This is a genomic window from Pseudoalteromonas sp. HL-AS2 (genome assembly GCF_031198805.1).
Classification (GTDB): domain Bacteria; phylum Pseudomonadota; class Gammaproteobacteria; order Enterobacterales; family Alteromonadaceae; genus Pseudoalteromonas; species Pseudoalteromonas nigrifaciens.
In genome coordinates this window covers 2,278,092-2,290,169 of record NZ_CP133571.1, presented here as the reverse complement: position 1 = coordinate 2,290,169, position 12,078 = coordinate 2,278,092, and the positions used below count along the sequence as shown (strand labels likewise).

Genomic DNA, 12,078 nt, shown 5'->3' with positions numbered 1-12,078 from the left:
GCACCAAGTATAAAAGCAACTATATAAATATTTAACTAATTGCACTGGTTGTAATGTGACTTTACCGCAAAGCGCTGTTTGTGTGAGATACACAAGGTTATAATTATGTTTCTTAGTGATTAATTAAATGGGAATTGTTTTGAAAAAGTTAGCGTTAGCCAGTGTTGCATTATTTGCGTTTAGTGCCCAAGCACAGTTAAATAAAAATATTGATAGTGTTGCCAATTATGCCGTAAATACCTACCAAAGCGCCCAGGTACATACACTAACCAATTTAGTATCATTTCCTACTGTGAATAAAAGCGATATTAGCGCACCACAAAATCCCGACTTTATTGGTTTTAAAGCCTTACTCAAAATGAAAGCGGCCGAGCTGGGTTTAGATTATCAGGATTTAGGCTACACAGTATTAATTGGACTTGGGGAACAAAGCGATAAAGTAACCGTAGTAACACACGGCGACGTGCAACCAGCTAATGCGAGTAAGTGGCAGCAAAGCCCATTTATTATTGATACAACATCAGAGCCTGGGCGCTTAATTGGCCGCGGTACCGAAGACGATAAAGGCGCAATAGCGACAGCGCTTTACGCCATGAAAGCCATTAAAGATAAAGGCATAACGCTTAATAACCGCATTGAGTTAATGATTTACCTTGCTGAGGAGTCTGATTGGGGCCCGCTTACTGAGTTTATGAAAACCTATGAGCAGCCAAAGTACGCAGTAACAATTGATGCGTCATACCCGGTAGTGGTGGCTGAAAAAGGGTGGAGTTTAATTGCGCCAACGTTCAATGCTACCTCGGCAAAAACAGGCGTTTATGTTAGTGATGTTGCAGGTGGTGCATTTGTAAGTCAAATACCAGAAGACGCCAGCCTAGTACTGCATAATGCCGATGCTAAGTTACTTACTCAATTAAAAGCCAAAGCCAGTACGCTTAAGCAAGTAGAGTTTAACTTTGCTCAGCAAAGCGATACTGCTGTCGCAATTAGTGTAAAAGGCGTATCGGCGCATTCATCAGAGCCAGAGTCGGGTGTTAACGCAATTGCTTATTTAGCCGAAATATTTAAAGGTCTAGTGCTTGAAAATAATAGCGATGGGCAGTTAATTAACTTTGTAAATCAGCTGATTGGTTTAGGTATTCATGGCAAACAGTTTGGCGATATTGCCTATAAACATGATTTTATGGGGCCAATGACAGTGGCACCTACTGTGATTGAACGAGAGGGAAATGCCCTAACGCTTAGTGTAAATGCGCGCCGCCCTATGGGCAAAGAAGAGTTGGTGTTAAAGCAGCAAATAGACAGTGCACTAGCAAAATGGCAAGCCACTAACAATGTAACACTAAGTGATGTTAAAACTATTATTGGTACGCCTATGCTACTTGATGACGCGCCGCATGCGCAAAAATTACTTGATATTTTTAAGCACTTTACGGGTGATCAACAAGCGGGTTTTGTCTCTATTGGCGGCGGTACTAACGCTAAGTTATTTGATAATGCGGTATCGTTTGGCCCATCAATGCCAGGTAAGCGTTACACCGGACACTCTGAGCATGAGTTTATTACCCTTGAGCAGCTAAAGCTTAACTTGCGCATGTACACCGCGATGATGATAGAGCTAGGTAATATGTAACTTTACTCTCTCCTTAGTATAAAAGGAGCATAAAAATACCGGCTAAATATAAATATTAGCCGGTATTTAAGCTTGGCAATTTAAGTTAGCAAAGTTTACATCTGGTAAGCTTTCAAATCCCGGTTTAGCAAACAAATACCCCTGCATAAGCTCAACACCCGCATTTTTAAGCCATGTATATTCTTCCAATGTTTCAATGCCTTCGGCCAATGTTATAACTCCTAAATCGCGAAACATATTTAAGCAATGAGTCACAATTATTTGGCGTTTTGCATCTTTATCTATATCGCGTATAAGTGCCATATCAAGCTTAATAATATCGGTTTGAAAATCGGCTAATAAATTTAAGCCAGAATAACCCGATCCAAAATCATCAGTGGCTGTTTTAAACCCAAGAGACTGATAATAGTTAACAACGCGTTTTACATGGGCGGTATCTTCAATTTTTTCAACTTCGGTAAATTCAAATAAAATATTTTTTGTCGGGAAGTTATACTTTTCAGCGGCTTCTAATGTAGTGCGAATACAACGCTCAGGTTTATAAATAGCATTAGGAAGAAAGTTTATACTTAAAATGGAGTCTATTTTTAGTTTTGCCGCTAATGCAATGGCTTTTATACGGCACAGTTGATCAAACGTATAGCGATTATCGACTGTAATTTTAGAAATAATAGAATAAGCCGACTCATTATTTAGCCCTCTAACTAATGCTTCATAACCGTAAATACTTTGGGTTTTACAGTTAATAATAGGTTGAAAAGCCATGGTAAAATCAAATCCGAGCTCATCTAAATCTGCGCAATTACTACATGAGACCTTTTCACAATTTTTTGCTTTATCATCCATTATTATTGTCCTTTCAATTTAGAGGGGGTAATTACTGTGCTACGCTTTTATCTATAGAAGAGCTGGTGGAGCAAGTGTAATAAAAATTGCTATATACGAAGGTTATTCGAAAACAGCTTTAATAAAAAGTAACAAATTTACTCAGTATTAGAAAGATCATTTTTATTTAAGTAAATCTACCTTGTATCAATTATAACTCCGCAAAACATAATAAAAGTACGAAAAGGTATTTACTACTTTAGTGAGTTAATTGTTTAATTAATCAAAGGTTTTATAAATAAGGTGATTAACTAGGAAGTAGACCAAGCATAATGCTTGGCCTATTGGTGTAATTATTTATGTAATTACTAGCAAACTAGGTTAAGGGCTTTAAAGTAAGTTTGCTGTGAGTGATATTTCAGCATTCATTAGTTTAGAAATAGGGCAGCCTTTTTTAGTTTGCTCGCATAAAGCTTGAAACTGCTCGTTTGCAATATCAGCAATTTTAGCATTAACTTCAAGCGCAATATGGGTAACAGCAAAACCATCGTCTACTTCATCTAAGCTAACCACCGCTTTGGTATCAATGTTGTCGGCGGTAAACCCTGCTTCACCTAATGCTAGCGATAATGCCATACTAAAGCATGCACTGTGCGCCGCAGCTACTAATTCTTCAGGGTTTGAGCCGGGTTTATCTTCAAAGCGGGTATTAAATCCGTAGGGTTGATTATTAAGCGCGCCACTTTGCGTAGAAATACTGCCTTTACCTGTTTTAATATCACCAGACCATTTTGAGTTTGCAGATTTTTTAATTGTCATCATCTTCTCCTTATTGCATTGGCGGTAAGCTTTTCATACTAGGTGAGTGTTATTTGCAAAAATAATCACAAAATAGCTAAAAAGCGTTGTATTTATAAGGTTATTGCAAGATAAGCGCCAGCTATTATTACTTGTTGCACTTACAGCGCTTTGAGCAGTAAATAACATTGTCCCAGTCGCGTTGCCATTTTTTACGCCACGTAAAATGTTTACTGCAAATGGGACATATTTTTTGAGGTAAGCTTTGCTTTTTATGAGCCATCGTTAGTGGTTTTATTTTTTACTTGGCTTGTTTTTGGTGTAATTGCAACGTGCTTTTTAAGAATACTCCCTATGGCGCGTTTAACATCCGCTCGCTCGCGATATTGCCATAAGCGCTCGCGCGCTGCTTTTGAGGCTGCTGTTAAATCAAGCATGGGCTCGGGGTAATCTTCCCCTAGCTTAAAATCGTTAAATAGCGCTTCCATTGGAGTTTGTTGCCAAGGCTGGTGTAAATATTCAATAGGGAGTTTTTCAAGCTCGGGGCACCACTTTTTTATAAATGAGCCAGTTGGGTCTTGATCTTCCGATTGTTTAATTGGGTTGTAATGCCTAATAGTATTAATGCCAGTTACCGAGGCTTGCATTTGAATTTGCGGGTAGTGAATTCCTGGTTCAAAATCTAAAAAGTAATTAGCAAGAGGAAAGCTTGCTTGTTGCCAGCTTATATTTAAATGATGCGTTACAAAGCTTACAAGCATGGCGCGCATTCTAAAGTTTATATAACCTGTGGCTTTTAAGCAGCGCATGCAAGCGTCAATAATTGGAATACCTGTTTGACCTTGCGCCCAGCGTTCAATATCGCTTTTTACATGTTCGTCATCACGATACGGAAATACGTGATAACCCGGATTAAGTGCTAAAAACTCCATAGAGCATTCGCTTTCAAACTTTTGCATAAAGTGGCAGTGCCAATGCAAGCGCGATACAAACGCAGCAAGTGGGCGCTTCCAGCCTCTTTTATCAGGATGTTTTGAATAATATTCGTCAAAGGCCATTTGGTACACTTGCCTAAGGCTAATGTTCCCCCAGGCTAAATACGGCGAAAGCCGAGAGCAATGTACTTGGCTCAAACTTGGGCTTGATATTCCTTTTTGATAGCCTTTACCACGTTCGGCAAAAAAGCTCTGTAATACAGTGCGTGCTTGCAGCGGGCCGCCTTGTTGAAAACTGTCGTGATTTTGGGTGTAAGCGCTTGGCAGCTCAGGTGCTTGGTAATTATTGAGGGTAATTGTTTTTATACTTTTCCAATTAGGAACCGCGATAGGTGCTTGCATTGTTTGCTGCCAGCGCTCGTTCCAATTATTACGATTTTTTTTGCCGCGAATTACTGCGCCTGTTTGCGACTCCTGCCAATTAATGTGGTTATGTTGGCACCACACTTTAATGGCTTTATCGCGCTCAAAGGTATTGTTTAAACCTATTTCTTGATGGCTAAAAATATTAACTATTTCAAACTGCGTCTTTAACGATTCAAGTAAGTCACCCATGTTTAAATTAAATATATAAACGCAGGCATTAAAGCGTGTTAGTTGATTATTTAACTCAACTATTGATTGATATACAAAGCGCCAATGCCGCTCATTGTAGTGTGCATCTTCAAGCATTAATGGCTCAAAGTTATAAAGTAGTAGGGTAGGTAAGCCGTTACTAAATGCATTTTTTAATGGTTGATGATCGCTAAGGCGTAAATCGCGTTTAAACCACACTATGTTTATTTTCATATAATTTGTTTATTGCTTTAAATGGAGATAAAAATTAGTTTGTTATTTAGCTAAGTCAGCCAAGCCTATACGTAACTACTTTGAATTAAGATTTAGTTTTAATGTATTAAAGGGAAAAGTATGTTTTTAGATCTAACCGAAAACACCAGTCAAAATGTTTATTCTTACTTAGTAGGCGCAATAAGCCCTAGACCAATTGCATGGATAAGCACATTAAATAGTGAAGGTATTGCGAATATTGCGCCTTATTCATTTTTTACTGTGGCTAGCTGCAAACCACCTGTTTTAAGCGTTACACAAGTAAACCCAAGTGATAAAACGAATAAAGATACGCTCAGTAATTTAATGGCAACTAAAGAATGTGTGGTTAATATAGTTAGCCAAGAGCTAGTTGAAAAAATGAATCAAAGTTGTGCAAATTATCCTAGTGATATAAGTGAATTTGATGCAGCTAACATCGCCCAAGCTCCAAGTCTGTTAGTTAACGCGCCAAGTGTTGCCGGTTCAAAAGTACGGTTTGAATGTAAGTTACGCGAGGTTATTAGCATTTCCAATGAGCCTGGCGGCGGAAAAATGATGTTATTGGATGTAGTGGGTATTTGTATAAACGATAGCGTGATGAGTAATGGCTATATTGACCCTGAATTATTAAATGCAGTGGGCAAAATGGGCGGCGATTACTTTAGTACAACCAAAGATAAATTTGTGCTCAAAAGGCCACAATTGTAATTTTAATGTAGATTCTTCCTTAGTTTGTGCACATTGTTTGCACTTTTACTTGTTAACTTTGTTTTATTAAACGTTAATGTAAAGGTTCAAACATTGAAAACGCACTCTAAAACAAAAACCTCGAATGTAGCTAAGTTATTCGCATTAAGTGCACTTTGCATCGCTTTAAGCGCATGTAATAGCGATTCAACAAGTGCAACTATTGAAGGCGAAATAGTCAGCAATGCAGCTCCAACAGTTAATGCGGGTATTGATCAAATAGTTAATGCGGGTGATACCGTTTATTTAAACGCTACGGTTGAAGATGATGGTGAAGTATCGGTTAGCTGGTCGCAAACATCGGGCACAACCGTTAGTTTATCTTTAAGTACTGCAACGTCAACAGAGTTTGTAGCACCTGAGGTATTAACCGACGAAGCACTGATATTTGAACTCAGTGCAGATGATGGCACTAATGATGTTGTTATAGATAGTGTAACAATTACTGTGCGTGCATCATCAGATTATACTAGCAATACCAGTGCAAAGCTTGCTAGTTGGCTAATTAACAAGGATACAACTTCTACTTATATACAAAATAATGGTGCAGTGGTTGAAGATGTGCAATCAGTTGAAGTTGTTAGCGTTGCACAAGATGATGCTGACGTTGAATACATGTACGTGCAAACCACAGATATTCCAAAATATGACGTAACGCTTACACAAGAGCAAGTAGACGCGCTAAATAACCGCCCACGTGCAGCCACCGATTTTTATAACGGTGTAACCTCAGCAGCAGTAGGGCAAACAATCTCTTTTGGTGAAGACATAGGTTATAACAGCAGCACTGAAAATTGTAATGATACAGGCGGTGCAGGCTATTGGCCTCCAGGACCTGGTTGTCCGACTGAACAAGCTGTAGAAGCGTACTTTCCAATAACACCCACCGATTTACCTGACACCGAAACCTGTGAAACTGGCCTAGGTACAGTTGGTTTAATGGTTAATGGCACCAGCATATTTAATTGGGGCGATGGTATGAGCTACGGTAATAATGTTTGGTATACGTTAGCGCCAATTGCCGAACAATACGATGTGGATGTATGTGGCGGACACGCTGCTAACGGAGAATATCATCATCATTTTTACACGAGCTGCTTAGCTGATTTACTTGAAGATGATGGCGATGCGCATTCACCAATTTATGGTTTTGCAGCTGATGGCTACCCACTTTATGGCCCTTATGAAAGTAACGGGCAACTTGCATTAAGCGGTTGGGAAATGCGCGATTATGGTGCATCAACAAGCGAGGGCGGTTGTGGTACGCAAGGTGAGCGAAGCTGTACTTTAGTCAATCAATACGATATTAGCCAAGGTACACAAATAAGCGATACAGGCCCAGCTATTGGCGCAGAAGTAACAACACTTTCAGGTAATACATTAAATGCCGACGACGGTTATTATTTTGAAGATTATTACTACGCCCAAAAAACAGTAGCAGGTGCACAACTTGATGAGCATAACGGCCACGATACCAACGATGGTAAAGGTTATCACTACCACATAACACTTTCGTTAGACAGCGATGGTAAATTACAGCCTTCGTTCCCTTATCAAATTGGGCCACGTTTTAAAGGTCAATTAGCTGATAATTCAATTGGTCGCTGTGATACGGGCGAAACAATGGGTCCACCACCAAGAAGGTAAGGAGTAACTATGCGTTATTTTAAATACGCATTGATCCTAACTACTGCTGTGCTATTGAGCTTTAAGCTCTTTGCGCAGCAGGAAATGATGGATCATAGCCATATGCCTATTGCAGTACCAAACGCTGCACCCACACCGGCACTGAGCCTTAAGTTATTAAAAGATAGTATGTCGGGTTATAACTTAATTTTAGATACACAGCGTTATGATTTATCAGTGCCTCCTGAGGGCGCAATGAACATGCAACAAATGATGAGCGCGACAACAAACGAAAATACCGGTTTTTTACAAGGCCACGCTCATTTATATATTAATGGCGTTAAAATACAGCGAATTTACGGACATGCATTGCATTTACCTGCTAACTTATTTAAAAGTGGTATAAATACCGTATCGGTTACTTTAAATAATCATGGTCACATGTATTGGACCGCTCAGGGCAAAAAAATAGTTGCTACGTTGTATGTTAATGATCAAACCAAAGAGTTTATAACATACCGATTTGAAAGCTTTCCTAGCAAGGTTAAAAATACGCATTAATGAAAATTCATAATAAACTTTTTTTAATACTATTTAGTTTTACCTTTAGTGTTATTGCAGGGATAGTAATACTTATACAGTGGAGTATAGGGCAAGGCGTTATTGATTTTGTTAATGCAAAAGAGATAAAAGCATTAGAACCACTTACGCTACAACTTGCAAAGCAGTATCAAAAAACGCCCTCGTGGGAGTTAGTTATTGGCGGCGACAAAAACTTTAGAATGCTTATAGAATCGCAACTAGAAAACAGCCAGTTTTTATCTAAGTTACCAAAAAGCCCTGATCCAAGAGGGCGAATGATGCGCCGGCCACCACCATCCGAGCATATTGTTTTAGGCGCGCGCCGACCACCTCCTGAAAATATTGCTCATTATGCTTTGCTTGACGAAAATAAACAGCGAATAGTGGGCAGGTATTTAAGTAATTTAAACTATATGACTACAGCCATTACAGTGAATAATAAAGCGGTTGGTTATTTAGCTGTATCCAAAAGAGATAGCTTAGTTGATGGCTACGAACTTGATTTTTTACAGCAGCAAACAAACTACTTATGGTTTATTGCTTTAGCGGCGGTACTGCTTACATTACTGGTTACCTTTTTATTATCTCGGCATTTAGTTAGCCCAGTAAAACAAATAGCTAACGGTATGCACCGCTTAACGCAAGGCAATTACGAGACTAAGCTGACCCTAGATCGAAAAGACGAACTAGGGCAGTTAAGCGAGGATTTTAATACGCTTGCATTTACGCTCGCCAAAGACGAGCAAGTACGTAAACGCTGGCTTGCCAATATTTCTCATGAGCTTAGAACGCCAATGAGCATTTTGCTTGGTGAGCTTGAAGCTATGCTACTTGGCATACGCGAGCCAAATGCAAAAAATATAAACTCGGCCAACGACGAAGCCCTGCATTTAAAGCGCTTAATAGACGATTTGCATATGATCAATAGCGCAGAGTTAGGGGGCATGCATTACACTATGCAAGCTACTGATATGGCATTGTTATTAAATACTATTGAGCAAAAATATCAGGTTATACTTGAGCAACATAATATAAAGCTTTACCTATTAAATGCTGCAAAAAATATAACCGTTCAAGCAGATAAAACACGCCTTTTACAGTTATTCGATAATATTTTAATGAACGCAGTGCATTACGCACAATGCTCTACTATTTCATTAACGGCGAGTAATATAAGTATTAAAGGGCAAATGTATTTACAGCTTATTATTGAAGATAATGGCGTGGGGGTTGAGCCGTCGCATTTATCGCACTTATTTGAGTATTTATACCGAGTAGATAGTTCGCGAAATCGCCAAGAGGGCGGTTCGGGTTTGGGGTTATCTATTTGTCAGCACATAGTTAAAGGTCATAAAGGCGAGATTAAAGCTGAAAAATCTAGTTTAGGCGGTCTTGCTATCATTATTAAATTACCCTTATTTAAAGCTTAGAGGGCACTATGCAAGAGCAAATACTGATTGTAGAAGATGAGGTTAAGCTGGCTAACTTAATAAGCGATTTTTTAACAAGCCATCATTACATAACGCATCAAATACATCATGGTAATGAAGTACTACCTTGGCTTGAAATTAACAAGCCTAGTGTGATTTTGCTCGACATAATGCTACCTGGTCAAAGCGGAATTGAATTGTGTAAAGCAATTAGGCAGTTCTCTAATGTGCCTATCATTATGGTGTCGGCAAAGGTAGAGGAGATTGACCGATTACTTGGGCTTGAATTAGGAGCCGATGACTATATTTGTAAGCCTTTTAGTTATGCAGAGCTGGTGGCGCGTGTTAAAGCTATTTTAAGGCGCTTGAATAACGTTAAGCCAAAAACCAATGTTATGCAACTTGATGAAAGCACCTACAGTGTAAAATACAAAGCAGCAAGTATTGAGCTTACCAATGTTGAGTTTCAGTTATTTAAGCCCTTGTTTAACAACCCTAACCGTATTTATTCGCGCGATAGCTTAATGGATACTATGTACGCCGATCAACGTATTGTGAGCCAGCGTACTATTGATAGTCATATAAAAAAATTGCGTAAAAAGCTGGACGAATTAACCAAAACCGACAGCGTTATTCAATCGGTTTATGGTGTTGGTTATCGCTTTGTAAATCCACAGCAGTGTAATTAACAACAAAATATTTGATTAATTAGCAAATACGATGCGTTAACGTAAGTAATTAATAGCCACTTTAGCTATTTACTCGCATTAGCATTTTGCTATCATTTTAAATTTATGCATTAGCGATATACATTATTTTTACTTCCTCATTATTTGCACATTGTTTGCATTTTTATAGCGTAATCTTTCGTTATTAATTAAACAAAAGGTTACGAGCATGAAACACTTGTCATCACTTACAATTATTACACTATTGTCGGTTGCTTTTTCAGTAAATGTTGCAGCAAGAGGCAGCGATAGCAAACCACCTAAACCTGATTTCTCAAGCATGGATACCAATGGCGATGGCGTAATTAGCTATGCAGAGTTTAGCGCTAAAAAACCACCACACGGCGAAGACGCACAAACAATTTTTGACGAAATAGATTCAGATGGTAATGGCGAAATTAGTGAGCAAGAAGTAAATGATCATAAACCACCTCGTCGTAAGCGTTGAAAGGATACTGTAATGATTAATAATATTAGCAGTAATTCTGCAAGCCTGGTGCTGCAACAAAGTAGCCAAACCGCAAAGTTAACAACAGCACAAAGTGACTTTGTAAAACAAACACTCGCTGAATTCGATGCCGAAAATTTAACGGCAGAAAACGCGCTAAGTATTCAAGCTGCACTTAAAGAGCAAGGTATAGCGCCAACAAAAGAGTTGGCTGAGCTAATGGGCGAGTTGGAGTTTGACGCTAAAAGCATAGGTGATGATGCTCGACCTGAAGGTCAGCGCCCGCCACCACCGCCTAAAAATTCAATTGAGCAAGTAAATACTAAAGATGTAGTTAGTTATTTAGATGAGTTGTTAGCGCAGTATTCAAGCCAGTTAAATGACGAAGATAAAAGTTCTATTTTATCGGCGGTTCAAGAAAAGTTTGCTTTATCACAAGGTGATTCGATACTGAGTGTTAAAGCGTAATTATAAATAAGGCAACACCTAAACTAAAAAATCAGCTATTACAGCTGATTTTTTAGTTTATCAATAACAGCAAGGTTAAAAGTCACTACTACTGTGGCGCTCTGCTAGTTGCTCTTCTTCAGGTCCCCATGTGCGGTTAACGCGACGACCACGTTTTACGCCAGGGCGTTTTGAAACCTGTTTAGCCCAACGTACAACATGAGTGTATGAGGCAACATCTAAAAATTCAGCTGCATCATAAATGTCGCCAAGCACTAAAGAGCCATACCAAGGCCAAATTGCGATATCGGCAATTGAGTACTCATCTCCTGCCATGTATTCGTTTGCACTTAAATGGCGGTTTAGCACGTCAAGCTGGCGCTTGGTTTCCATGGTGAAACGATCAATAGGATATTGCATTTTAGTGGGTGCATAACTATAAAAGTGGCCAAAGCCACCACCTAAGTACGGCGCTGAGCCCATTTGCCAAAATAGCCAGTTACGACATTCAGTTTTAGCTTTTAAATCTTTAGGTATAAGCACATCAAACTTTTCTGCTAGGTATTGCAGTATAGAGCCCGATTCAAAAATACGCGTTGGCGGCGTGGTTGAATGATCCATTAACGCTGGAATTTTTGAATTTGGATTAATATCAACAAAGTCAGAACCAAACTGATCACCATCACCTATGCTGATTAAATATGCGTCGTATTCTGCATCGGTTAAGCCCAGCTCTAACAGCTCTTCAAACATAATAGCGGCTTTTTGACCATTTGGTGTAGCAAGCGAATAAAGCTGAAATGCGTGCTCGCCAATAGGTAAGGTTTTGTCATGAGTTGCGCCGGCGATGGGGCGATTAATGCTGGCAAATTTACCGCCACTCTCACTGTCCCATGTCCAAACTTTGGGTGGGGTGTATTGATTTTGATCACTCATAAAAATAACCTCTGTTTAAATGAAATACATATAAAAAAATATATGTATTAATAAATGTGGCCATTAAAATAAA

The 12,078-nt window shown here is 39.0% G+C and carries 13 protein-coding genes; 8 read left to right on the top strand and 5 right to left on the bottom strand.

All coding sequences use genetic code 11. The features are described from left to right. The first annotated feature begins 139 nt into the window (after positions 1-139). Positions 140-1,633 (top strand): dipeptidase, encoded by a 1,494-nt coding sequence (locus RB215_RS10670; RefSeq protein WP_197182094.1) that lies wholly within the window; start codon positions 140-142, stop codon positions 1,631-1,633. Positions 1,634-1,699: 66 nt separating this feature from the next. On the opposite strand, the gene RB215_RS10665 is transcribed toward RB215_RS10670, so the two are convergent. The 4 genes from RB215_RS10665 to RB215_RS10650 form a co-directional block, all read right to left on the bottom strand. After that, complete coding sequence (locus RB215_RS10665) at positions 1,700-2,479, bottom strand: EAL domain-containing protein (protein WP_309216341.1); 780 nt, start codon at positions 2,477-2,479, stop codon at positions 1,700-1,702. 369 nt (positions 2,480-2,848) lie between these two features. Continuing rightward, a complete protein-coding gene (locus tag RB215_RS10660; RefSeq protein ID WP_041454749.1) occupies positions 2,849-3,277 on the bottom strand; it encodes an OsmC family protein in 429 nt (142 codons plus the stop codon). Between the two features lie 127 nt (positions 3,278-3,404). Further along, on the bottom strand, positions 3,405-3,539 hold the full coding sequence (locus RB215_RS10655) for a DUF2256 domain-containing protein (RefSeq protein WP_309216340.1): 135 nt from the start codon (positions 3,537-3,539) through the stop codon (positions 3,405-3,407). Continuing rightward, positions 3,529-5,040: a deoxyribodipyrimidine photo-lyase gene (locus RB215_RS10650; protein ID WP_309216338.1), complete on the bottom strand. Its 1,512-nt coding sequence runs from the start codon at positions 5,038-5,040 to the stop codon at positions 3,529-3,531. The genes RB215_RS10655 and RB215_RS10650 overlap by 11 nt, the downstream gene beginning before the upstream one ends. 120 nt (positions 5,041-5,160) lie before the next feature. Here RB215_RS10650 and RB215_RS10645 point away from each other — a divergent pair, with 120 nt between their 5' ends. From RB215_RS10645 to RB215_RS10615, 7 genes are all read left to right on the top strand, one after another. Then, entirely contained in the window at positions 5,161-5,769 is a 609-nt protein-coding gene (locus tag RB215_RS10645; protein WP_011328856.1) for a flavin reductase family protein, read from the top strand. Between the two features lie 33 nt (positions 5,770-5,802). Next, the gene (locus RB215_RS10640; RefSeq protein ID WP_182684388.1) at positions 5,803-7,455 is read left to right on the top strand and encodes a YHYH protein; all 1,653 of its coding nucleotides are present in this window, start codon (positions 5,803-5,805) and stop codon (positions 7,453-7,455) included. A gap of 9 nt (positions 7,456-7,464) precedes the next feature. Beyond that, positions 7,465-7,995: a hypothetical protein gene (locus tag RB215_RS10635; protein ID WP_011328854.1), complete on the top strand. Its 531-nt coding sequence runs from the start codon at positions 7,465-7,467 to the stop codon at positions 7,993-7,995. After that, positions 7,995-9,446, top strand: coding sequence for an ATP-binding protein (locus RB215_RS10630; protein WP_309216336.1), 1,452 nt, complete (start codon positions 7,995-7,997; stop codon positions 9,444-9,446). The genes RB215_RS10635 and RB215_RS10630 overlap by 1 nt, the downstream gene beginning before the upstream one ends. Positions 9,447-9,454: 8 nt before the next feature. Then, positions 9,455-10,135 (top strand): response regulator, encoded by a 681-nt coding sequence (locus RB215_RS10625; RefSeq protein ID WP_197108251.1) that lies wholly within the window; start codon positions 9,455-9,457, stop codon positions 10,133-10,135. Between the two features lie 208 nt (positions 10,136-10,343). Then, a complete protein-coding gene (locus RB215_RS10620) occupies positions 10,344-10,622 on the top strand; it encodes an EF-hand domain-containing protein (protein ID WP_011328851.1) in 279 nt (92 codons plus the stop codon). A gap of 12 nt (positions 10,623-10,634) precedes the next feature. Continuing rightward, positions 10,635-11,090, top strand: a complete 456-nt coding sequence (locus RB215_RS10615) for a hypothetical protein (protein WP_011328850.1) — start codon at positions 10,635-10,637, stop codon at positions 11,088-11,090. A 75-nt stretch (positions 11,091-11,165) separates the two neighbouring features. Here the strand turns inward: RB215_RS10615 and yghU are convergent, their stop codons facing one another. Then, positions 11,166-12,005 (bottom strand): glutathione-dependent disulfide-bond oxidoreductase, encoded by an 840-nt coding sequence (gene yghU, locus RB215_RS10610; protein WP_011328849.1) that lies wholly within the window; start codon positions 12,003-12,005, stop codon positions 11,166-11,168. Positions 12,006-12,078: the final 73 nt, after the last annotated feature.

Bases quoted from the DNA above. Each gene is read 5' to 3' on its own strand.
- RB215_RS10625 (WP_197108251.1), top strand. From the start codon at position 9,455: ATGCAAGAGCAAATACTGATTGTAGAAGATGAGGTTAAGCTGGCTAAC.
- RB215_RS10665 (WP_309216341.1), bottom strand. From the start codon at position 2,479: ATGGATGATAAAGCAAAAAATTGTGAAAAGGTCTCATGTAGTAATTGC.
- RB215_RS10660 (WP_041454749.1), bottom strand. From the start codon at position 3,277: ATGACAATTAAAAAATCTGCAAACTCAAAATGGTCTGGTGATATTAAA.
- RB215_RS10635 (WP_011328854.1), top strand. From the start codon at position 7,465: ATGCGTTATTTTAAATACGCATTGATCCTAACTACTGCTGTGCTATTG.
- RB215_RS10615 (WP_011328850.1), top strand. From the start codon at position 10,635: ATGATTAATAATATTAGCAGTAATTCTGCAAGCCTGGTGCTGCAACAA.
- RB215_RS10620 (WP_011328851.1), top strand. From the start codon at position 10,344: ATGAAACACTTGTCATCACTTACAATTATTACACTATTGTCGGTTGCT.
- RB215_RS10630 (WP_309216336.1), top strand. From the start codon at position 7,995: ATGAAAATTCATAATAAACTTTTTTTAATACTATTTAGTTTTACCTTT.
- yghU (WP_011328849.1), bottom strand. From the start codon at position 12,005: ATGAGTGATCAAAATCAATACACCCCACCCAAAGTTTGGACATGGGAC.
- RB215_RS10650 (WP_309216338.1), bottom strand. From the start codon at position 5,040: ATGAAAATAAACATAGTGTGGTTTAAACGCGATTTACGCCTTAGCGAT.
- RB215_RS10655 (WP_309216340.1), bottom strand. From the start codon at position 3,539: ATGGCTCATAAAAAGCAAAGCTTACCTCAAAAAATATGTCCCATTTGC.
- RB215_RS10645 (WP_011328856.1), top strand. From the start codon at position 5,161: ATGTTTTTAGATCTAACCGAAAACACCAGTCAAAATGTTTATTCTTAC.